Source organism: Microbulbifer flavimaris (genome assembly GCF_001641755.2).
Taxonomy (GTDB): Bacteria; Pseudomonadota; Gammaproteobacteria; order Pseudomonadales; family Cellvibrionaceae; genus Microbulbifer; species Microbulbifer flavimaris.
In genome coordinates this window covers 492,462-514,492 of record NZ_LRFG02000002.1, presented here as the reverse complement: position 1 = coordinate 514,492, position 22,031 = coordinate 492,462, and the positions used below count along the sequence as shown (strand labels likewise).

The 22,031-nt window shown below is 63.5% G+C and carries 20 protein-coding genes; 13 read left to right on the top strand and 7 right to left on the bottom strand.

Annotated features, from left to right (window positions below):
- Window positions 1–11 precede the first annotated feature (11 nt).
- A complete protein-coding gene (locus AWR36_RS16195; protein WP_176491110.1) occupies window positions 12–182 on the top strand; it encodes a hypothetical protein in 171 nt (56 codons plus the stop codon).
- A 221-nt stretch (window positions 183–403) separates the two neighbouring features.
- Here the strand turns inward: AWR36_RS16195 and AWR36_RS07080 are convergent, their stop codons facing one another.
- Complete coding sequence (locus AWR36_RS07080) at window positions 404–2,056, bottom strand: alpha-amylase family glycosyl hydrolase (RefSeq protein ID WP_067083122.1); 1,653 nt, start codon at window positions 2,054–2,056, stop codon at window positions 404–406.
- 102 nt (window positions 2,057–2,158) lie between these two features.
- A complete protein-coding gene (gene malT, locus AWR36_RS07075; RefSeq protein WP_067083120.1) occupies window positions 2,159–4,885 on the bottom strand; it encodes an HTH-type transcriptional regulator MalT in 2,727 nt (908 codons plus the stop codon).
- Between the two features lie 224 nt (window positions 4,886–5,109).
- Here malT and AWR36_RS07070 point away from each other — a divergent pair, with 224 nt between their 5' ends.
- The 9 genes from AWR36_RS07070 (at window position 5,110) to AWR36_RS07030 (ending at window position 11,968) form a co-directional block, all read left to right on the top strand.
- Window positions 5,110–6,033 (top strand): hypothetical protein, encoded by a 924-nt coding sequence (locus AWR36_RS07070; RefSeq protein WP_231745274.1) that lies wholly within the window; start codon window positions 5,110–5,112, stop codon window positions 6,031–6,033.
- A gap of 32 nt (window positions 6,034–6,065) precedes the next feature.
- Window positions 6,066–6,716, top strand: coding sequence for an MBL fold metallo-hydrolase (locus AWR36_RS07065; RefSeq protein ID WP_067083115.1), 651 nt, complete (start codon window positions 6,066–6,068; stop codon window positions 6,714–6,716).
- Between the two features lie 4 nt (window positions 6,717–6,720).
- Window positions 6,721–7,308 carry a DUF2799 domain-containing protein gene (locus AWR36_RS07060; RefSeq protein WP_067083112.1) on the top strand — a complete coding sequence of 196 codons (588 nt, stop codon included), beginning with the start codon at window positions 6,721–6,723 and terminating at the stop codon, window positions 7,306–7,308.
- A gap of 38 nt (window positions 7,309–7,346) precedes the next feature.
- A complete protein-coding gene (locus AWR36_RS07055) occupies window positions 7,347–7,772 on the top strand; it encodes a hotdog fold thioesterase (protein WP_067083110.1) in 426 nt (141 codons plus the stop codon).
- Window positions 7,772–8,479 (top strand): M48 family metallopeptidase, encoded by a 708-nt coding sequence (locus AWR36_RS07050; protein ID WP_067083107.1) that lies wholly within the window; start codon window positions 7,772–7,774, stop codon window positions 8,477–8,479. The genes AWR36_RS07055 and AWR36_RS07050 overlap by 1 nt, the downstream gene beginning before the upstream one ends.
- 68 nt (window positions 8,480–8,547) lie before the next feature.
- Window positions 8,548–9,933, top strand: coding sequence for a 23S rRNA (uracil(1939)-C(5))-methyltransferase RlmD (gene rlmD, locus AWR36_RS07045; protein WP_067083105.1), 1,386 nt, complete (start codon window positions 8,548–8,550; stop codon window positions 9,931–9,933).
- Window positions 9,934–10,039: 106 nt separating this feature from the next.
- On the top strand, window positions 10,040–10,408 hold the full coding sequence (locus AWR36_RS07040; RefSeq protein WP_067083102.1) for a DUF2750 domain-containing protein: 369 nt from the start codon (window positions 10,040–10,042) through the stop codon (window positions 10,406–10,408).
- Window positions 10,409–10,648: 240 nt separating this feature from the next.
- Window positions 10,649–11,020 carry a VOC family protein gene (locus AWR36_RS07035; protein WP_067083100.1) on the top strand — a complete coding sequence of 124 codons (372 nt, stop codon included), beginning with the start codon at window positions 10,649–10,651 and terminating at the stop codon, window positions 11,018–11,020.
- A gap of 18 nt (window positions 11,021–11,038) precedes the next feature.
- A complete protein-coding gene (locus AWR36_RS07030; protein ID WP_082679457.1) occupies window positions 11,039–11,968 on the top strand; it encodes an SDR family oxidoreductase in 930 nt (309 codons plus the stop codon).
- A gap of 18 nt (window positions 11,969–11,986) precedes the next feature.
- Here AWR36_RS07030 and mnmH read toward each other — a convergent pair whose 3' ends face one another.
- Window positions 11,987–13,081 (bottom strand): tRNA 2-selenouridine(34) synthase MnmH, encoded by a 1,095-nt coding sequence (gene mnmH / locus AWR36_RS07025; RefSeq protein ID WP_197409244.1) that lies wholly within the window; start codon window positions 13,079–13,081, stop codon window positions 11,987–11,989.
- An 86-nt stretch (window positions 13,082–13,167) separates the two neighbouring features.
- Here mnmH and AWR36_RS07020 point away from each other — a divergent pair, with 86 nt between their 5' ends.
- On the top strand, window positions 13,168–15,132 hold the full coding sequence (locus AWR36_RS07020) for an SLC13 family permease (RefSeq protein WP_067083098.1): 1,965 nt from the start codon (window positions 13,168–13,170) through the stop codon (window positions 15,130–15,132).
- An 81-nt stretch (window positions 15,133–15,213) separates the two neighbouring features.
- Here AWR36_RS07020 and AWR36_RS07015 read toward each other — a convergent pair whose 3' ends face one another.
- On the bottom strand, window positions 15,214–15,660 hold the full coding sequence (locus tag AWR36_RS07015) for a CBS domain-containing protein (RefSeq protein ID WP_231745273.1): 447 nt from the start codon (window positions 15,658–15,660) through the stop codon (window positions 15,214–15,216).
- A 487-nt stretch (window positions 15,661–16,147) separates the two neighbouring features.
- On the opposite strand from AWR36_RS07015, the gene AWR36_RS07010 reads away from it, so the two are divergent.
- Window positions 16,148–16,618, top strand: coding sequence for a hypothetical protein (locus tag AWR36_RS07010; RefSeq protein WP_067083095.1), 471 nt, complete (start codon window positions 16,148–16,150; stop codon window positions 16,616–16,618).
- A 224-nt stretch (window positions 16,619–16,842) separates the two neighbouring features.
- Complete coding sequence (locus tag AWR36_RS07005; RefSeq protein WP_231745272.1) at window positions 16,843–17,367, top strand: SixA phosphatase family protein; 525 nt, start codon at window positions 16,843–16,845, stop codon at window positions 17,365–17,367.
- Between the two features lie 22 nt (window positions 17,368–17,389).
- On the opposite strand, the gene cobB is transcribed toward AWR36_RS07005, so the two are convergent.
- The 3 genes from cobB to selD form a co-directional block, all read right to left on the bottom strand.
- A complete protein-coding gene (cobB, locus tag AWR36_RS07000; protein ID WP_067083090.1) occupies window positions 17,390–18,094 on the bottom strand; it encodes a Sir2 family NAD+-dependent deacetylase in 705 nt (234 codons plus the stop codon).
- A 40-nt stretch (window positions 18,095–18,134) separates the two neighbouring features.
- Complete coding sequence (locus AWR36_RS06995; RefSeq protein WP_067083088.1) at window positions 18,135–19,442, bottom strand: NAD(P)/FAD-dependent oxidoreductase; 1,308 nt, start codon at window positions 19,440–19,442, stop codon at window positions 18,135–18,137.
- Between the two features lie 192 nt (window positions 19,443–19,634).
- Window positions 19,635–21,893 (bottom strand): selenide, water dikinase SelD, encoded by a 2,259-nt coding sequence (gene selD, locus AWR36_RS06990; protein ID WP_067083085.1) that lies wholly within the window; start codon window positions 21,891–21,893, stop codon window positions 19,635–19,637.
- Window positions 21,894–22,031: the final 138 nt, after the last annotated feature.

The window sequence follows — 22,031 nt, the reverse complement described above, 5'->3', positions numbered from 1 at the left end:
GGATAACAACGATGAGTACACACAAACGGTGGCTGTTGGTGCTGATGTGCCTTCTCGGCGCCATCTCCTGCTACATCTACGGCCTGCCGCAGGGTAGTGCGGTGTTTCTGGCGCTGGGCATGGTGTTTGAGGCGGGCTTCTGGATCGGGCTTCGCCGTCGCAGACGCAAAGGTGCTGAGTAAGTTGCGGCTACGTGGCTTTCAAGTGACCCGGGTGAGCCGGGTAGATGGGCATTAACAGGGAAATTGCGGCACAAAAAAGCCGGCACGGGGCCGGCGTATAAAAAGCTCGGAAAGAGAGCTAAAGCTTGCGTAAACAACTCGGGGAAGAGTTCGAGCAAGGAAAAAAGGTGAAATGCCCCGGCTGACGAATGGCGGTGCGGCGCCGGGGCACTTCGAATAACTTAAACGCTGCGGCGCAGTACGCGGGCGCCGGCCAACGGCAGGGCCAGCTGGCCGTCTTCCACCGCGCCGCCAAACCTGGCTGGCGTGATGTCCTCGGCACCGGCGAAGTCCGCGGGCACTTCCAGGTTCTCTCCAGTCTTGCCCAGATTCAGCGCCACAAAGAATTCCTCGGTGCCGGTGCGGCGGTAGAACACCAGCAGGTCGTTGCCAGTCTCCACAACTTCCTGTTCGGCCTTGGCCAGGCCGGGCCACTGGCGGTGCCAGTCCAGCAGGCTGCGGAAGCGGTTGAGCATGGAATCCTGGTCGTCCTCCTGCACGCTCACGGCTTTGTGGTGGTGCTCCTCGGGTACCGGCAGCCAGGGCTTCACCTTGGAGAAGCCGGCGTTCACCTCGCCGTGATTGACCCACGGCATGGGAGTACGGCAGCCGTCGCGGCCCTTGAACTCCGGCCACAGGTTGATGCCGTAGGGGTCCTGCAGGTCCTCGAAGGCGATCTCCGCTTCCTCGAGGCCCAGCTCTTCACCCTGGTACAGGCAGACACTGCCGCGCAGCGTCAGCTGCATGAGCAGGAACAGGGGCACGCGGGCGAACGCCTGCTCGCTGTCGAAGCCTTTATTCCAGCGGCTCATGGGGCGCGGCACATCGTGGTTGCTGATGGACCAGCAGGGCCAGCCCTCTTCGATCACGCGCTGGTTCTTGCGCAGGGTATCGCGCAGGAACTCGGCACTGCAGTCCTCCGACAGCAGGTCGAAGGAGTAGGCCATATGCAACCGGTTGTCGGTAGTGTAATCGGCCATGATCTTGTGGGTGTTGTCATCGCCCACTTCGCCGACGGTGACGGTCTCGGGGTACTGGTCCAGCAGCTGGCGCACCCGCTGCAGGAATACCAGGTTTTCCGGCTGCGATTTGTCGTGAACATGCCACTGGTAGTGGTAGGTATTTACCGGTGGCAGTCCCTTCTCGTCCAGCTCCAGTGGCCGCGCGGGATTGTCCTGCAGGGACTGGTTATGGAAAGCGTGATTGATGGCGTCCAGGCGGAAACCATCCACACCGCGATCCAGCCAGAACTTCAGGTCGGCCAGCAGTTGCTCCTGGACTTCCGGGTTGTGCAGGTTCAGGTCCGGCTGCTCTTTCAGGAAGTTGGTCAGGTAGTACTGGCGCCGGCGGGTGCACCAGCGCCAGGCGCTGCCGCCGAAGTTGGACATCCAGTTGTTGGGCGCGCTGCCGTCCGGCTTGGGGTCGGCCCAGACGTACCAGTCGGCTTTCGCGTTGTCGCGGCTGGAGCGACTCTCCTCGAACCAGGGGTGCTGGTCGGATGAGTGGCTGAGGATCTGGTCGATGATGATCTTGAGGCCGCGCTGGTGGGCCGCCTCGATCAGGCGGTCGAAGTCTTCCAGGTTGCCGAACAGCGGGTCGACGTCGCGGTAATCCGATACGTCGTAGCCGAAGTCTGCCATGGGCGACTTGAAGAACGGCGAAATCCAGATGGCATCCACACCGAGAGATTTCACATAGTCGAGTTTCTGTGTGATACCGGGCAGGTCGCCGATACCGTCGCCGTTGGCGTCGCAGAAGCTGCGTGGATAGACCTGGTAGATAACGCTGTTACGCCACCACTCCCCGTTGGTGGCGCTTGTGTTGTTACCGCTCATAACTACAGCCCGTAGGATTGTCGTTCATTAGGATAGGGTGGAGTATGCAGGCGCCGGCGACCCGGCGCCTCATCCCTGACAGGGGGGGAGGGTCGCCGAAAGTCAGGATTGGTCTGTGGGCTGATCCTGCACCGAGCGCAGCATCTGCTCCGCCAGGGCGATGGCCTCCTGGCGGTCCTTCACATCCAGCTTCTGGTACAGGCTGCGGATGTGGGTCTTGATGGTGCTGGGGGCCACCTTGAAGTGCCGGGCGATGCGCTCGTTGGAGAGCCCGGAATGGATCGCATTCAGCACCTGCCATTCCCGCGGCGTCAGGGGGGAGTGGCGCAGGAAGTCCGGCACCGCGTCACTGTCGAGGATCTCGCGAATGATGGTCTCGTCCAGTTCGATGCGGATGCCGCCGTCCAGCTCCGGTTGTGACTGGGCCAGCCGGATCAGTTCCTGGGCCTTGTCCCGTTCGGCATCGGTGAGCTCCTCCTCCAGGACCGCCTTCAGAATCACGATCAGGGGCTTGCCCAACTGCAGGAAGCTGGCAGTGAAGTCGCGCTCGACGGCGATGCTCAGCGCCTCCCGAATGGCCTGCACGGCACTCTCGCGCTGCTGGCGCAACCACAGCAGGTGGGCCTCCAGTACCAGGTTGCGCAGGCAGTCGGTCACCAGGCCGCATTCGCGGGCCACCTGCTGCAGGCGGGTAATCAGGCGGTTGGCGTCGGACCAGCGGGTCAGCTCGATCAGTGCACGCACGTGGTTGCGGCCGTGGCACTGCTCGAAATGGTTGCTGGGGCGATCTGCCACCGGCTGTGCCTGTTCCTGCCAGGCGGCGATGGATTTCTGGTCGCCCAGGGCGCGCCATACGCGAATACGTGCCGAGTCAGCGTTGGCGACCCAGTCGCGGTGGTACTGCTCACCGCTCAGCAGATTGTCGATACGGGCCAGCCACTCCAGGGACTCCTCACGCTCGCCGCGGGCCTGCGCCACCTTGAGCAGCAGGGTGTACTCCGGCAGCAGCCAGCGCTCACCCACCTTGCGATTGATCTGCATGCCATGGCGGGCGGCGGCGGCCGCTTCGTCCAGGTCGCCCTGCTCCCAGGCCAGCTGGCCGCGCAGGCGGCAGATAAATTCGGAGATGGGCAGGCCGGTGAGGTGTTGCTCTTCCACCAGCTTGGCGGCGCGCTCGCGCAGGCCGGCCGCTTTCTTCAGCAGCCCCTGGGCGATAGAAATTTCCGTCTGCTGGCAGATGGCCCAGGCAGCGCTGGGGAAATCCTGCTCGGACATAGCCAGCGCTTCCACCTCGCGCATATAGTTGCAGCCTTCCTCCAGCTCGCCGAGGCAGAAACTGGTTTCGCCGGTCACCAGCAGGGCAGCGATGCGTTCGCCCTGCTGGTCCGGGCCCAGCAGCTCCAGGGCCTCCTCGGCATATTCCTTGGCGACCAGGGTGCGACCGCGGGCGACGGCGGTCTGGGCGCGCATGGTGGCAAACGCCCCCTCGAATTCGCTCCACTGTGCCGGGTCCTCCCGCTGCAGCCAGCTCTCCGCGGCGGACAGGTATTTCTTGCAGCGGTCGTAATCGAAGCTGTCCCGGGCCATCTTGGCGGCCAGCAGGGTAAAGCGGGCATTGCGCTTCAGGGTCTCGCGGCCGAGCCAGTCCAGGCAGTCGTTGAGTACCCGGGTCTGGCCCTCGCGCAGCAGCTGCTCGCCGTGGGTGGTCAGCAGTTTTTGCAGGCCTTCGCCATCCTCGGCAGCGAGGATATGCCGCAGGGCTTCCAGCGGCTGGTCGAGGCTCTGCCAGGTGTCACTGGCGATGCGGTGCAGCGCATAGCGGCGCTGTTTGTCGGTCAGCTGGCGCTGCAGGAAGCGGGCGAAAACCGGGTGGTAGCGGAACCACTGGCGGCTGGAATCCTGTGCCTGCAGGAACAGGCCGCGCCGGGCCACCTGTTCCAGCAGTTGCTGGCCGTCCTCCAGGCCGGTCAGCTGCTCCGCCAGGCGCGCGTTCACGCGGGTCAGGATCGACGTGCAGGCCAGCAGCTCGCGCAGGTCCGGCTCCAGGCGCTCAAGCACCTCTTCCGCCAGGTAGTCGAGAATGTGGCTGTGCCCCTGTTCCAGTTCTCCCAGATAGCGATCTACTTCCTCGCGGTCGCGCACGGACAGGGCGAACAGTTGCACGGCCGGCGGCCAGCCCTCACTCAGCTGGTGCAGTTGCTGCACGCGGTCGCTGTCGAGGGCGAAGGGCAGTCGCTGGTTGAGGAGTTGGGCGATCTCGTCGCTGTTCAATGCCAGTTGCTCGCTGCCCAGTTCCAGCAGGCGGCCCTGTACCCGCAGGGAAGCCAGACCCAGAGGTGGCTGGCTGCGGCTGGTGAGTACGATACCAATGCCGGCCGGTGCATGGCGCAGCAGGAAGCGGGTCGCGTGGTGCACCGCCTCGTTGTCGATCTGGTGGTAGTCGTCGAGGACAATGCGCAGTTCGCTGGGCAGCCCGCGCAACTCCGACAGCATCTGGCTGATGACCAGCGCCGGGTCCGGGCGCTGCTGGGCTGCCAGCAGGGCGTGGGTCTCGGGGGTGCCGTTACCAGTGGCGCGGTGTACACACTCCACCAGGTAGCGACAGAATTGCGTCGGCTCATTGTCGCTGCTGTCGAGCGAATACCAGGCCACTGGCGTGTCCTGTGCCGCTGCCCAGGAGGAGACCAGGGTCGTTTTGCCGTATCCGGCGGGGGCGGTGACCAGCAGCAGCTGCTCGCTGGAGCTCTCCTCCAGCAGGCTGAGCAGTCGCGGCCGCGCGAGCGTGTGTTCGGGGCAGTCCGGCAGGCTGTATTTAGAGGTCAATAGCATCGCTGAGTGCAGGGCCGTCTTTGATGATTGATTTTTGTACAGACGTGATTATGCACCATAACTCTGCCACGGTGACAGAACTTCGGCCTCCCCCTGCTGGCCGGCGTAGAAGTACCTTTCTTTGCAAAGCGCGGGGCAAATGGTACTTTTGACCGAATCAGCGGTGCCCACTAAATATAAGATGACGCAGTGCCCCCGGATTTTTCCTAAGGTGGAGCGGAGCGTTGCAACAGAACAAGAATCAGGGGCGGATCATGGCGGACATCATCATTCTGGCGGCGCCGGGCATGGGCGCGGTGGACAGCGACTTTGCCGAGCCGGTTTTCAGTGCGCTTCGCGACGGGCTCGGCGAAGACTGGTCGCGGGTCTATTGCGACACACTGGTTAGCCAGGAGCACCTGCAGCCCAATATCGAGCGGGTCTTTGAGGGCATGCAGAAGCGCGATATGGAATTCCTGCGCGCTCGCAAGTTCATGCTGTACGGCATGGCCGAGACTTCAGCACAGCTCACCGATATCCAGCAGCATGGCGGTAACTACGAGAAGAGCCAGGAGGCGATCTACCGCACCCTGGAGCAGGCGGCCAAGTCTGCCGGGGAAAACACCCCGGTGGTCCTGATCAGCCATTCGGTCAGCTGCGTGAGCCTGTCGAACTACCTCTGGGATGCCCAGCGCCCATCGGTCAACCACGGTATCTGGCGCGATGGCGGGCCTCGCGGTGTTCACAAGGGCTCGGCGAAAGATTTGTTCCTGCGCCTGAAAACCCTCAGTTACTGGTATACCCTCGGTCCCACCAACCCGCTCTGGTGCGCTGACCTGCCCCGGGACCAGATCCAGGCAGTGATCACCGAGACCCGCGGCTATCGATTCCAGTGGAAGAACTTTTACCATCCCGATGACCTGTTCGGCTGGCCACTGAAGCCCCTCAGCCCGTCCTACAACCAGGCAGTCTACCGCGATTATGAAACGGTCCCGCTGACGGACTGGCGCTCGGCCAACTGGGGGCCGCAGCTGGGCGCGCACGGCGAGTACTGGAGTTCGCCGCGAGTGCACGAGAAGCTGCTGGCGGATGTGCGCGAAGTGCTGGAAAAGCAGGCGCGACGCCGGGTCAGGGTGCCGACGCGAACTCGGGCCGCTGCCACGGTATAATCCCGCCCAAACTTTCTGGCAGCGGATTTTTCATGGCACTGCAATTTCACACCGTACCGGTCACTCCCTTTCAGCAGAACTGCACGCTCCTGTGGTGCGACCAGAGCAAGCGGGCGGCGGTGGTGGATCCCGGCGGTGACCTGGAGCGCATCCTGGCCGCGGTGGAAGAGCGGGGCCTGAAGCTGGAGAAAATCCTGCTGACCCACGGCCACCTGGATCACGTCGGCGGCACCGCGGCACTGGTAGCCCGGCAGCAGTTGCCGGTGGAGGGGCCGCACCGGGAAGACGCCTTCTGGATCGAGCAGCTGCCCATGCAGGCGCAGATGTTCGGTTTCCCGGCGGTCGAAACCTTCACCCCGGATCGCTGGCTGGAGCAGGGCGATTCCGTCACCGTGGGCGATGAGACCCTGGAGGTCCATCACTGCCCCGGCCACACGCCCGGTCACGTAATCTTTTTCCACCGCCCGAGCAATCTGGCCCTGGTAGGGGATGTGCTGTTTGCCGGCTCCATTGGTCGCACCGATTTCCCCAGGGGCGATCACGACACCCTGATCCGTTCCATTACTGAAAGGCTCTGGCCGCTGGGGGATGAAGTGCGTTTCATTCCCGGCCACGGCCCCATGTCCACTTTCGGACAGGAGCGGCAGACCAATCCGTTTGTGGCCGACAAGCGCTTCGGGTGAAGCCGTGAGCGCCGCGCTGAAGTCGCTCGAACGCAGGCTGCCGTGGCTCCTGGCGGCGATGGCGCTGCTGTTCAACGGCGGCTGCGCGGTAATTTCCGAGGACCAGTGCCATGCGGGTCTCTGGTACGAGCGGGGACTGCAGGACGGCGCCCGTGGTCGCAGCCAGGCGCTCATCTACGAAATCGCCCAGGAATGCCAGCAGCATGGCGTGCGCGCAGACAGCGAGGCCTGGCTGCGCGGACACGAAATAGGGGTCGAGCAGTTCTGTACGCCGGAAAATGGCTACTACCTCGGTCGTCGCGGCCACAACTACGAGGGCGTCTGCACCGGTCCGACCGCCGACCTGTTTATGGGCGAGTACCAGCGAGGGCTCGCCCATTTCCAGGTCGAAGAACGATACCGGCAACTGCAGGAACGCCAGGATTACCTGGAATACGAGCTGGGGGCTTTGCAGGCGGCAATTCGCGCAGAAGAAAACGAGTCCCGCCTGCAGGAGCTACGCCTGCAGCGACGCGCCGTCGCCCGTGAGCTGCGCTTGCTCGACCTGGAACTGCTCCGCTTCGGCGGCACCGGCTTCGGTCTGTTTTTCTGAGTGCGGCTCTGCCGCACACATATTGAGGGGAGCATCCCATGAGTATCTGGCACGTCCAGCCCACGCTGGAACAGCTGAATGAAAGTATTACCGGCTGTATGCCCGGTCATCTGGATATGCGACTCACCGACGTGGGGGACGACTACCTGGCGGGTACCCTGCCGGTGGACGCCCGCACCCGTCAGCCATTCGGTATCCTCCACGGCGGTGCCAGCGTCGTGCTGGCGGAGACTCTGGGTTCCATTGCCGCCAACCTGGTGGTCGATGGTTCCAGATATTACTGCGTTGGCCAGGAGATCAACGCCAACCACCTGCGCCCGGTGGCGGACGGGGAGGTGACCGGCGTTGCGCGCGCGGTGCACCTGGGCCGCACCAGCCAGGTGTGGGAGATTCGCATCACTGCACCGAACGGCAAGCTCAGCTGCATCTCCCGGCTCACCATGGCGGTGGTTGCTCACGGCTGATGGGGAGCGCGACCGATTTCGTCTACGAGGATATTCCCTACACCCTGGTACGCTCGCCCCGGCGCAAACGTGTGGGGCTGGTCATGGCGCGCAATGGTGTCGAGGTGCGCATTCCCCAGCGCTGCGCCGAGGTATACGGGCACCGTTTTCTGCAGGAGAACGCGCAGTGGGTGCGGGCACAGATGTTGCGATCCCGACAGCGGGCCGCCGAGGTGCCGGAGTACAGCTATCGTTGGGGGGAGGAATTTCCGTGGCTGGGGCGGCAGCTGCCGCTGCGACGGGCCGAGCGATCCGCTGAGGCTGTGATCGACGGGGATCGTATCCGCGTCTTCACTCGTGAAAAAGCACCGGAGCCCGCGCGACTGCAGGCGGCAGTGCAGCGACTCTACCAGCGCGAGGCGCTGGCCCTGTTGACGCGGAAGTCGGAGAACCTGGCCGCCCACCTCGGATTGCGGCCGGCGGCCGTGCGGGTACGGCGCACCCGCAGCAAGTGGGGGCACTGCACTGTGCGCGGTGAGCTGCAGTACAACTGGCTGGTGTGCCTGGCGCCGGAGCAGGTGGTGGATTACCTGGTGGCACACGAGGTCTGTCATATGCGCCATCACAATCACAGCCGCGCCTTCTGGCAGCTGGTGGAGGAGTTCTGCCCCGACTACAAAACGCTGCGCCGCTGGTTGCGGGAGAACGGGCACCAGTTGGTGCTCTGACGCCTCCCGTGAATCCGCTCTCTCCCACAACCGGGCCCACCCCTGGCCCGCTATGATCGAAAACATCGATGGCCAATAAACCCAGATTCTTCAAACCGTCCCGGCAAACGGCGAAACGGCAGCTGCCGGCGAAGCCTGTCGAGGCGGAAATCCTCAACTTCAGCCACGACCTGCGCGGTGTCGCCCGGATCGAGGGCAAGCCCGTCTTTATCGATAATGCACTGCCCGGTGAGCGGGTGCGCTTTCGCTACACTGATCGCCGCGCACGCTTCGACGAGGGTCAACTGCTCGAGGTGCTCGAGCCGGCCGACAATCGCTGTGCGCCGCGCTGCGCGCATATTGACGCCTGTGGCGGCTGCTCCCTGCAACACCTGCAGCCCGCGGCGCAGATTGCCGAGAAAGAGCGCATATTGCTCGACCAGTTGTCCCGCATCGGCGAGGTAGCGGTACCGGAGTTGCTGCCGCCGCTGACCGGGGCAAGTTTTGGCTATCGCCGCAAGGCGCGAATCGGCCTTCGCGTGCAGCGACCAGCGAAAGGGCGCGGCGAGAGCAAGTCGAGTCCGGTCTTTGGTTTCCGTGCCAAGCGCTCCAACGAGCTGGTGGATATTCGCGAGTGCCATGTGCTGCATCCGACAGTGGCTGAGCGCATACCGGAACTCCGCCAGCTGGTTGCCGGCAGCGAGGGCCGTGCGCACTTTACCCATCTGGAAGTGGCGGTGGGCGAGGATGCCGCAGCACTGGTTTTGCGCCATACACGGCCGCTATCGGAAGCCGACCGCCGGCGCTGGTGTCAGTTCGCCGTCGATAGCGGATTGCACCTCTACCTGCAGCCCGGAGAGGCTGCCAGTGCGCACCGGGTCTGGCCCGAGGGGGGTGCCGAGCGACTCAGTTACAGCCTGCCCGAGTTCGATTTGACGCTGGGTTTCCACCCGCTGGACTTCGTCCAGGTCAATTTTGAAATCAACCGGCAGATGGTGGCGCGTGCGGTGGCGCTGCTGGATCCCCGGCCCGGGGAGAGAGTGCTGGACTTGTTTTGTGGGCTTGGCAATTTCACCCTGCCCCTGGCCCGGCACGCCGGGCAGGTCATCGGCGTGGAGGGGGAGGGAGCCCTCACTGCGCGAGCAGAGGAAAATGCCGCCGCCAATGATATCGACAACGCGCAGTTCGTCACCGCTGACCTGACCGCGGATATGCGCGGCCACGGTTGGGCGAGCGGTGGATTTCACAAGGTGCTGCTGGATCCGCCCCGTGCCGGGGCTGTGGAGGTACTGCCCCAGCTGGCCCGCCTGCAGCCGCAGCGCATCGTCTATGTGTCGTGTAATCCCTCCACGTTGGCGCGGGATGCCGGTGAACTGGCGCGGTTGGGGTATCACCTGCAGCGGGCGGGAGTGATGGATATGTTCCCCCATACGGCGCACGTTGAATCCATTGCCGTGTTTGAGCCCGTCTTATAAGCGCTGGGGAAAGGGGCTGTTGCCGGGTGCGGGATTCGCCGTGGGTTTTTTGGTGCCACCGATAAACTGGCGTAAACTCCCGTGAAACCCCTGAGGCCCTGGAACCATGCAAGTCGAACCCCTGAGCGATGATTTCGAGGAAAACTGCGCGCGCTTTCTGCCGGAGAGTGCAGCCCAGGGCTGCGTCTGGGCCCTGGAGGGGGACGAGGGTTTTGCCCTGTGTGAGTCGGAGAAATACCCGCAGACGGAGGTGATGCCGTTCTGGTCCCAGCGAGAATTCGCGGAGCAGCAGGTCGATGGCGAATGGCAGGACTACCGGGTAGTGCCCGTCGACCTGGAAGAGTTTATGGACGACTGGCTTACCGGCATGCATGACGATGTGATCCTGGTCGGGATCAACTGGAATGCCGAACTGGAGGGTATCGAGCTGGAGCCCCTGGACCTGCTCGAGCAACTGGAGCAGGAGCTGCAGTAATTCTTCTGGCGTCCGGCCGTGACAGGCCGGCGCTTAAAGGCAGTACAGAGTTCCCGCCAGGCTTTTTTGTCAGGGGCGAAAAAGCACGGCCGGGGTGCGGATTCAGTCGGGAGGTAGCCGGTCAAGCGCTGCGCAAGTACTGGGCGATGGAATAGCCCGGGCGAGGTTGTCAGCGGTGTATCCAGCGCGGTGCACATCAAAAAAAGAAGTGTAAGAAACGATAAGAAAAGGAGCCTAGGGATGGGACAGTTTCTCGGACTGCGCAGCGTGATTTATGGTGTCAGCGACCTGGCCAGGGCCCGGGAGTGGTACCAGCAGCTGCTGGAGACAGAACCCTATTTTAATTCGGAGACTTACGTGGGATTCAACGTGGGTGGTTTCGAGCTGGGCCTCAATCCTGACGCCCGCAGTGCGACCAGCCGCGCCGATGGTGTCGTCGCCTACTGGGGGGTCAATGACATGGCCGCCCAGGTGGAGCGGATCAATGCCCTCGGTGCCCGTCAGCACAGTGAAATCACCGATGTAGGCGGGGGTGTGCTGATGAGCTCTTTTCTGGACCGCGACGGCAACATCTTTGGCCTGATCCAGAACCCCCACTTTCGTATCGAGTAGCCGCCAGGAGAGTCGTTCGTGAGCAAGCCACCTGCTTCCAGGTTCCGCCCGTCAGACCACACCTTCGCTGCCGAGAGCCTGGCGCAGATCGGTCGTGGCTATGTGGTGCCGGACCGGGTGGCGCTGATCACCGGTTGCTCCAGTGGTATCGGTCGCGAGCTGGCCCTGGCGCTGCATCGCCGCGGCACCATCGTGATTGCTACCGCGCGGCGCCCCGAGAGCCTGCAGGAGCTGGCCGACCTGGGGATTGCCACCGAGGCCCTGGACGTGAATTCCCAGGCGGATATCAACCGGGTGGTGCACGCCCTCAAGGCCGCTTACGGCCGCCTGGATATCCTGATTAACAATGCCGGCTACGGCCAGATGGGCCCGCTGCTGGAGCTGGATACCCGGGTGCTGGAGGAGCAGTTCCGCACCAATGTGTTCGCGCCCATGGCGCTGATCCGGGCCTGCGCACCGCTGATGCGTTCTGCCAAGCGAGGGGTCGTGTGCAATATCGGCTCTGTTTCCGGCGTTATGCCGACGCCGTTTTCCGGGGCTTACAGCGCCTCCAAGGCTGCGTTACACGCGCTGTCCGACGTTCTGCGGCTGGAGCTGAAACCCTTTGGAATTCGTGTGATGACGGTACAGCCGGGGGCCATTGCCTCGGAATTCGGCCGACACGCACAGGTTTCCCTGCGCGGGCTGCTGGCGCCGGACTCCTGGTACAAGCGCCAGGAGGAGGCAGTGCGCTCGCGGGCACTGGAGTCGCAGCAGAATGCCACCCTGGCCAGTACCCTGGCGCGCAAGGTGGTAAAGGAGCTGCTGCGCAAGCGGCCGCCTGCGGTATTGCGTGTGGGCAACCGCAGTCGCCTGTTGCCGTGGATGTCCCGCTGGCTGCCGCGGCGCCTGCGGGACTGGATCCTGTCCCGGCGCTTCCGCCTGCGCCGCCTCGCCCTCAAGTCCTGATCCTGGCGTGACGGATAGTCAGCCCCGGGTGTTGTGCTGAATCCACTGCTCGACGTCTTGCAGAGAGCCGCGGAATAAAACCTCGGTCTGTCGTTTGGACATCAGGTGGTCGTACATGCCGTCGTAGTAGTCCGTCAGCAATGTCATCACTACCGGAATATACGCCTCGGCGCTGCCGCTATCGGCAAGCGCCCGGTTGGCAGCCTGCAGCTGCTCGTCCAGCTGCTGGTAGCGAAGCCCACCGAGCCGCTTCTGCAGGCGGGAGAGGCTCTCGCGCAGGGATTTCCCCAGCGCCTCGGCAGGGTGCTGTTCGCCGCCCTCGAAGCGCGGCAGGGCCTCGTTGACATAGTCGCGCACGATCCGCCGGGCGCGGGCTTCCACCGGCTCCTCCACCAGCACCCGCGGCGCGGCCTGCATGGCCTCCTGCAGCACCGGCGGCAGCGCGCAGCGGCCCACCAGGCGACTCTCGTCCTCCACAAAGACCCGCCCCGGGGCCTCTGACAGTTTGATCATGTCCACCGCGATGCGATTCTCGAAGTCGATCTGCGCCGGCTGCGGGCGACCGGTGCCGCCAAAGCTGGAGCCCCGGTGGTGGGCGATACCCTCCAGGTCGATGGCCCTGGGCGCGCTCTGGATCAGCTCGGTCTTGCCGCTGCCGGTGTGTCCGCTAATCACCACCAGAGGCAGTTGCCCGGCTCCCTCGTCCAGGGCTTGCAGCAGGTAGTTGCGCAATCCCTTGTAGCCGCCCTCCACCAGCGGGTAGTCGACCCCGGCCTCCCGCAGCAGTTGCCGGGTCGTTTGCGAGCGGAGTCCGCCGCGGAAGCAGTACAGGCAGCCCTGCGGGTTCTGCTCGACAAATTCTCGCCACGCGGCGATTCGCTGGCTGCGCACCTCGTCGGTGGCAAGGCGCCAGCCCAGCTCGATGGCCGCCTGCTGGCCCGCGCGCTTGTATTCAGTACCCACCAGCTCCCGCTGGCGGTCGTCCAGCAGCGGCAGGTTGGTGGCCGCCGGAAAGGCACCCTTGCTGAACTCGACGGGTGCGCGCACATCCATCAGCGGCGTATCGTCGAGAAACAGCTGTCGGTATTGATCGGGGGAAATGTTCTGGCGCAAATCATGTCTCCGTAATTCCGGGGCGCAGTGTAACCTGAATAGATGGATCCCTCCGACCGTTTGCTGCCGCCGGGATAGTGCTCCGCATGACGCTGGACCAGATCACAATCCTTTCCATCCTCGCTGTCACCATTGTCCTGTTTATCTGGGGATCCTGGCGACACGATATGGTGGCGCTCGCCTCCCTGCTCGCCTGTGTCCTCGTCGGCCTGATTCCCCCCGAACACGCTTTCGATGGTTTTGGCCACCCGGCAGTGGTCACTGTCGCCTGCGTATTGATCCTGAGTCGCGGTCTGCAGAGCACCGGGGCCATGGACGCCTTCGCCCAGCGCATGATTCCCAAGACCGGCAGTGCCACCCTGGCCATCGGCGCCCTCACCGGTGTCGGCGCCCTGATGTCCGGGTTCATGAACAATGTGGGGGCCATGGCTTTGCTGCTGCCGGTGGCATCGGGGGTGGCGGAAAAACACCACCTGCCACCGGGCAAGGTACTGATGCCGCTGTCCTTCGGCACCATTCTCGGCGGCATGACGACGTTGATCGGCACGCCTCCCAACCTGATCGTGTCCGGCTTCCGCGCCAGCGCCGGTGCGGGCAGTTACGGCATGTTCGATTTCACCCCGGTGGGGCTCGGGGTGGCGGTGGTGGGGATCCTGTTTGTGTGCCTGATCGGCTGGAGGCTGGTGCCGGAGCGGACCCAGGCGGGTGCCGCCACCTTCGATACGGGCACCTACCTGACCGAGGCACAGGTACCGGAAAAGAGCCCGGTGGCGGGTAAGACCATCTGGGAAATCGCGCGCATGCTGGAGGACGAGGACGCCCAGGTGGTTGGGGTGGTGCGCGACGATGGCCGTGTCTCCCCCGCCAGGCCCCGCCACCGGGTGCGAACCGGTGACATACTGGTGATCGAGGCGGAACCCGAATCCCTGGCGGCAGCCATCAGCCAGCTGGGGCTAAAGCTCGAGGGGGAGTCCAGTGAAGACGAAGAGGAACACGGCAGCCCCGTCGCCGAGCGCCAGGCAGGGCTGAGGGAAAAGCGCGCGGAGCAACAGGCGGCCGAAGCCCGCAGGCGGGAGCAGCGGAACGATAAAAGCGAGGTCGGGAGCGGCAAGGAAGAGCATGGTAGTGGTGAGGGAGACAAGGAGCGGGAAAAGGGCAAAGACAAGGAGAAAGACAAAGAAAAGGAGCGCGGCGAGGACCTGCAGCTGCGGGAGCTGGTTGTCATGCCCGACTCGAGCCTGGTGGGCCGCACTATCCAGTTTCTGCGCCTGCCGGCGCATTACGAGATCAACCTGTTGGCACTCTCCCGGCAGGGCCGGCGCTCGGTGCGGCGGTTGCGCTCGACACCGCTGATGGCCGGCGATGCGCTGCTGATGATGGGCACCGACGACAACCTCAATACCTTTGCCTACGAGAAGGGCTGTGTGCCCCTGGCCCAGCGGGATATCGCCATTCCCAACAAGGAGAAGGCGGCCGTCGCCCTGGTGGCCATGGCGCTGGCGGTGGCCGGTGCCGCTTTCGGTCTCCTGCCCGCCGCCATCTCCTTTGCCACCTGTGTGCTGGCCTATATGGCCTTGAAAGTGGTCTCACTGCGCAATGTCTACGAATCCATCGATGGCTCGGTGATCGTCTTGCTGGGTGCCCTGATTGCGGTCGCTCAGGTGATGGAAAGCACCGGCGCGGCGGATCTGATCTCCCGCTGGATGCTTAACAACATCGCCCAGGGGGACCCGGTGATTACGCTGGTGATCCTGCTGGTGGTTACCATGACCCTGTCGGATTTCATGAACAACGCCGCCACTGCCGCGGTCATGTGTTCCATCGCCCTCAGTGCGGCGAGCCAGCTGGGGGTGAACCCTGACAGTTTCCTGATGGCGGTAGCCATTGGTGCGTCCTGTGCTTTCCTGACTCCGGTGGGCCATCAAAACAACACCCTGATTCTGGGGCCCGGCGGTTTTCACTTTGGTGACTACTGGCGCATGGGCCTGCCACTGGAGATCATGGTGGTGCTCGTCAGTGTGCCGATGCTGTTATGGGTGTGGCCGCTCTGAGCGGCTGGAGCGGCCCTGTTGCACGGCTGTGGAATTCGGGCATTGCCGCCCGGCGGGTTACGAGAGGTGTGGTGGCCGGTATCAGGCGATGGAATCGTCCACCGGCTGCGCTACTTCGGCGAGAAAGCGCCCGCAGAAGCGCAGGACATCGGTAATGGTCACGATCCCGGCCAGCTCCCCCTCCCGCATGACCAGCACCGATCCGATGCCGGTATCGGCCATGGCCAGCAGGATCTTGTCCAGCGGATCGTGGATATCGGCAATATAGGGCCGGCGTGCGCAGAGGTCGTGCACATAGAGCTGCTGTTCTTCGAGCCGGTGGCCGGGGGCATTGGCGCGCTCGATATCGCCGCGGGAAATCACGGTCTCCAGGTCCCCGTCGCGGGTGACGGGCAGGTGATGAACCTCGTGTTCCTCCATCAGTTCCAGCGCTTCTTCAACGGTAGCGTTGATATCAACGTGGTACGGAAACGGGGTCATCAGCGTCGCCAGGGTCGGCATATGGTGGATATCGTGTATCTTGCTCATAACCTTTGTGCAGGCCATTTATGGGTTAGCGCGGCCCGTATAGCTTAGGTCAGCCCCGCAAAGACTCCAACCGGGCACGCTGCGGCTGGCGCTTATATGCTGTTTATCAGCCCTGTGCCGTAACTTACCGATATAAATGTTGCTGGAGTTGGCGGCAAGGTTGATATTTGGCGCCGAACACTTATCATTTGCCGCCCCACCCGCCGGCGCCCGTGCGTCGAGAGCGTTTCCGCACCCAGTATGCGGGGTTTGTTGGCCTGGCTTGCGTAAATGCTGTATTTCGTGCCGGTCTGGTTATTGCGTAGTTTGGATATTGCCGTTTCCGGCAGTGAGATATTGATAAGGCGGATATCCCGCTGCCGCTATTCAGTATCCTCGAAAAAAGAATATCGAAGGGCGATTAAGAAGCGCTCGCAGTTGCCAATTAGATCTGGTCAACGCCAATATTATTTTATTACAGCAACACTGATAGAGGTCTGTTAAACAGATGTTTCAGGATTACGAAAAGATTGAACAACAAATTGCCGAGCACCAGGCAAAAATCGAAGAGCTGCAGGAGCAGAAGGCCCGTGCAGAGCGCAAAAAAGACGGCGTGATTGCATTCGACAAGGCGCTGGTAAATATCGCCGCCGAGCACCAGATGGAAGAGGAAGAGCTCTACGTCGCCCGCGGCGAGCAAATCGTTGAATGGCTGGTAAGCCAGCTGAATGATGAGGATGCGCCGGACTACATCAAGACTCTCAAGGCCCGCGTTGCCCGCTCGCTGAAAAAAGGCGGTGATACCCCGCGCCGTGGCCGCCGAGCTGTGGCCAAAGGTAGCGAGCCGAAGCTGGAGACCGGCCATTACCGCAACCCCTATACCGGCGCGACCATCGAGAAGAAAAAGCGCAACCCCAAGCAGCTGAATCAGTGGATTGAAGAGCACGGTCTGGAAACCGTGAAAACCTGGAAGATCTGATTTCGCAGTATTTAATCTGAGTAAATGGCGGCATGCGGGTCAAGCGCACCGCCATTTTCTTTGCTTTTGCCTTTTCCCTGCCTGCTCTACCGTCCCCTGGTATTTGCTGTTTCGGTAACTGACTTATCTGGTGACAGACGACAGTTTCCAATATTCTGGTCCAACCACTGCAAACCGGGACCAGCATCATAATGACGATTTTTTCCAGGCTAATTGCTTGTCTATTGCCGATATTATTCGGTATCGCCCATCCGGCCACCGCCTCCTATACCCCAGCCGAACAGGTCGGGCATGACCAGGCGGCGCAGATCATCTACCTGGTTCGCCATGCGGAAAAAGAGACCGCAGATCCGGCGGAACGGGACCCGGCGCTGACAGAGGCTGGCAGGGCCCGCGCCCAGCAACTGGCGCGGGTATTGCGCGATGTCGGTATCGAACAGATCTACAGCACGGATTACCGACGCACCCGTGAAACAGCCGCGCCGCTGGCAGAGCGACTGGGGTTGCCGGTGGAGCTTTACGATCCCCGGGATCTCGATGCCTTCTCGTCGGAGCTGCGGCGCGGGCCGAGCAGGATACTGGTGGTCGGCCACAGCAACACCACGCCGGAGCTGGTCGCTTCGCTCGGTGGTGAGGCGGGGGAAGAAATCCGGGAGGCGGATGAATACGACCGCCTGTATTTGCTGGTGATCGACGCCCGGCAGGTAACCACCTTATTGCAACGCTACGGGGGCTGTTCGCGTTGCTAAACGGTGTCTATGTGCGCGGCGATCATGAGATCAGTTTGCGCACATAGTCCGTCACGATTTCCGATGCGTTGCCCTGCCAGTGCTCGGCAAAGGCATCCCCCACACTGCTGCGTTCCAGATTCAGCTCCACCGTATGGGCGCCAGCCAGGTTGGCGCACTCGACGAAACCGGCTGCCGGATAGACATTGCCGGAGGTGCCGATGCTAATAAACAGGTCGCAGGCGCTCAGCGCGTCGTAAATGCGCTCCATCTGCAGCGGCATTTCCCCGAACCAGACCACGTGCGGGCGCAGGTTGCCGGGCGCATTGCAGCAGGGGCACGGCATTTCCGTGGTCAGGTCGTCTGTGACCGGGAACAGGTCACCGGTAATGCGACAGCGGGCTTTCAGTAATTCGCCGTGCATATGGATCAGGTTCTGACTGCCGGCGCGCTCATGCAGGTCGTCGATATTCTGTGTCACCAGCAGAAATTCACCGGGGAATTGTGCCTCCAGCTCTGCCAGTGCCTGGTGCGCGGCATTGGGCATCACCGCGCCGGAGAGCAGCTGGCGGCGACGGGCATTGTAAAAGCGCTGTACCAGTTCCGGGTCCCGCTCGAAGGCTTCCGGTGTGGCAACGTCCTCCAGCCGGTGGTTTTCCCACAGGCCGTCGGCACCGCGAAAGGTGCGGATGCCTGACTCGGCGGAAATGCCCGCGCCGGTAAGGACGACGATTTGCTGGTAGTTCATGCCCGTCACGCTCCTCCCTCTCCAATCACTGCAGAGTCGATCAGTGCAGTTTCATCCGCGGTTTCACGAAGCGGTTGGCCTGGCCCACCATGTAAATAAGCATCGCCTTGGACCAGCCATGCACCGCCGCCAGATGCATCCGGTACAGAGAGCGATAGGCAACGCCGGCGAGGCGGCCCTCTACCGTCAGGCTGCCCTTGACCAGTGCGCCCATCAGGTTGCCAACGGCGGTGTGCTTGCTCAGGGACACCAGCGAGCCGCGGTCACGGTAGCGGAATGGCTTCATTGGGCGCCCTTCGATTTGCGCGATCAGGTTGCGCTCGGCCACGCCCGCCATCTGCTGTGCAGCCTGGGCCCGCGGTGGCACCCGCTGTTCGGCGATATCGACACAGCCGGCGCAATCGCCGAGAGCAAAAATTTTCTTGTCGCTCACCGTCTGCAGTTCGGGGGTGACTTCGATCTGGTTGATGCGGTTGGTGGCCAGGCCGTCCAGCTGGGTGAGGAAGTCCGGTGCTTTGACCCCCGCTGCCCAGAGCCGGATAGCGGCGGGAATTTTTTCGCCGCCGGCGGTGATAAAGCCATCCTCATTGGCCTCGGCGACGGCACAGCCGGTCAGAACGCGCACGCCCATGCGGGTCAGTTCCCGCTGCGCATTGTTGCCCAGCCGCGGCGGCAGTGCCGGCAGCAAATGGGCGCCAGCTTCGATAATGGTGACCTTGAGTGCCTTTTTGGGGATATGGCCGTAGCGTCCCATCTGTTGGGTGGCCTCCACCAGTTCCGCCGCCAGTTCCACGCCGGTAGCGCCACCGCCGACAATCGCAATCTCGATGGTCGTGGCGGTGTGGGTCTCCAGTTGCAGGAAGCGGTCCAGCAGCTGCTGATGAAAGCGTTGCGCCTGTAGCGTGCTGTCCAGAAAAACGCAGTGTTCGCGCACCCCGGGGGTGTTGAAGTCGTTGCTCTGGCTGCCCAGCGAGATCACCAGGTAGTCGTAGGGTAGTTCGCGGGCAGGTACCAGTTGGCGACCGTCAGCGTCTTCGACCGGCGCGAGTTCGATCACCTGTCGCTTGCGATCCAGCTTCTGCAGGCTGCCCAGCTCGAAGCGGAAACCGTTCTTGCGCGCGTGCACCTGATAGTTGAGGGCATCGAGTCCGGAATCCAGCGAGCCGGTGGCCACCTGATGCAGGAGCGGCTTCCAGATATGGGTGCGGTTGCGGTCGACGAGCGTGACCTGCACCTCGGGTGCCTTGCGCTGACGATGCACGACGGGCGTGTAGCTGAAGTAATGGCCGAGCCGCGTGGCCAGCTGCAGGCCACCGGCGCCACCGCCAACAATCACGATATGTTTCATAGGAGGTCTTCCTGTCGGTTTCTGAAAACTCGACTCCCCACTCTGTGAAGACCAATAGGGCACCTCTGTTAATCCAGAGCTAGCTCGGAATTAACAGAGGTGCCCTTAAGGATAACGCCGCTACCGCTTGGTAACGGTTTTTATACGGGCGTTTCGCGCCACAGTATCCCCGTTGTGACACCCGATGGCAATTTACCCGCAGTTTTTCTGCGGATTTGTGGCGGCGAGATGCACTGGTGTGCCGCGCTCTTCCCGTGTCACTGACGCCACTTCCCCGATCACCGCGGCCTGAGAGTAACCGGCTTCGTGCAATGCCTGAACGCACGCCCTGGCCCGCTCCACGGGCACCGAGCCCAGCAGGCCGCCGCAGGTCTGCGGATCCACCAGCAGTGGCCAGCGGGGGCCCTCTTGCCACGGGGCGGGGTTGGCCACCTGGGCGAGGGCGCGGGCGTTTTGCGGCTGCAGGCTGGACAGCCAGCCCTCGCGGGCACAGGTTTGCGCGCCCGGCAGCAGCGGCAGGGCATCCACATAAAGGGTGCAGCCCAGTGGGGTTTCTCCACCGAGGGTTTCCAGCAGGTGCCCGAGCAGCCCAAAGCCGGTGATATCCGTCAGCGTACGGGCACTGTGCCGGGCCAGGATTTCGGCGGCGCTCGCATTGCTCTGCAGCATGGTTGCGTGCACGGCCTCGACCCAGTTCGGGTGCGCCTTACCCTGGCCCTCGGCAGCAAGGATGGCGCCGATACCGAGAGGCTTGCACAGAATCAGGCAGTCACCGGGTTGCGCGCCGGTTTTCTCCAGCAGCTGCTCTTCGGGGGCGAAGCCATTGACGGACAGCCCCAGCTGAAACTCTGTGCCCTCGGAAGTGTGTCCGCCACCGAGCACACAGCCGTGGCGGTTGAGTTCGAGCACTGCGCCGGCCAGCAGCTGGTGCAGGTCGCGGCGGGTCAGTGCCTCCGCGGCCAGCGGCAGGGTCACCAGCGTCTGCGCCGTCGCCGGCCGGGCGTGCATGGCGAACAGGTCCGACAGGGCGTGCAGAGTCGCCAGGCGGCCGAACAACCAGGGGTCGTCCACCGGTGCGCGCAACTGGTCCGTACTCTGCACCAGCAGCTCGCCCGCTGGTACTTGCATCACTGCCGCGTCGTCGCCGATACCGCGGTGGAGCAGGGGCGACTGCTGCGGTGGCAGGGATGCCAGCGCGCGGGAGAGGGCGTCGGCGCCGACCTTGGCCCCGCAGCCGTTGCACCGCATGGGCGCCAGGTGTTGGCCGTCCCGCTCGCTGATGACTTCGTCGGAACCTGATCGGCTGCTCTCCATTTCCAGTGGCAGCTCGCTGAATCGGTCCATGAATTTGCGATCGATGTGGTCTTTCCACTGCCACAGGGCACCGCCGGCCAGGGCCAGGCCGTTGCGCACTGCCACGGCGCGGCGGCTGCCGCAGGACAGCAGGCGCAGGAAGTCCCGCTGCGGCCGGAACGGGCGCAGGGGTTTTCCGGTCAGCGTGGCGCGCAGGTTGTGAAACAGGATCGGCCCCTGCCGCACTGCGTAGACGCCGGCTTTCGGCAAGGGCCGGTCGGCAAAGCTGGCCACATCGCCGGCGGCGAAGATGTGCCCGTGGCCAGGGGCGCGCAGTGTATTGTCTACCCGCAGGAAGCCGGCCTGGTCCCTCTCGAGGCCGCTGTCGGCAAGCCAGCCGGGGGCGCCGGTACCGGTGCACAGCATCACGCTGTCCAGTGGCAGGAAGCGGTCATCGCTGGCGCGAACGCCATCGGTTTCGATGGCAGCCACACTCCAGTTTTCGTGCACCTGGATCTGCAGCCGCTGCATCTCCTTTGCCACCAGGGCCTGTGCCATGGGCGGAAACTGTTCGGGCACCTGCTCGCCGCGGGTGACCAGGTGCACCGAAACCCTGCCGTCGCCAATGGGTTCACGCAGCGCATGCGCCACTGCCATGGATAGCTCGCAGCCGCCGGCGCCGCCGCCCACCACGCCAATTGCCAGTGTTTTTTTCGACGTGCCGATCTCTTTTTGCAATTGCTGCCACTGTCCCCAGAAAGCGTCCACCGGCTTGATGGGGGTGGCCTTGTCCGCCCCGGGTATCTTCTGCGCGGGTGCAGAGCCCACATCGATGGAGAGCAGGTCGAATTCCAGGTCGGGACGCCCGGGCATGGTGATGGTGCGCAGCTCCGGGTCGATGGCCTCCACCCGGGCGCGAATAAAGCGGGCGCCGGCGGCGCGGCACAGGCGCGCCAGATCGATATGGGCGTCGTCGTGATCATAATGGCCGGCCACCATGCCCGGCAGCATGCCGGAGTAAGCGGTCTGGGATTGCGGCGACACCAGCGTCAGCCGCACGCCGTGCAGTGGGCGCATGGCCCACATCTGCAGAACGATGGCGTGGGCGTGTCCGCCGCCGACAAGGACCAGATCCTGATAATGGGGGTATTGCTGCATGCTTCTCGCGCCGGATTCCTTGGACCCGCGTCGCTGCCGACCCGCGGGTGAACTGAGGCGGAAGAGCATACCTAAAGTCACCGGTGCTGGTCTTTACTTACGGGGCATAAATGCACCCGACTGCTGCCCGGTAAATTT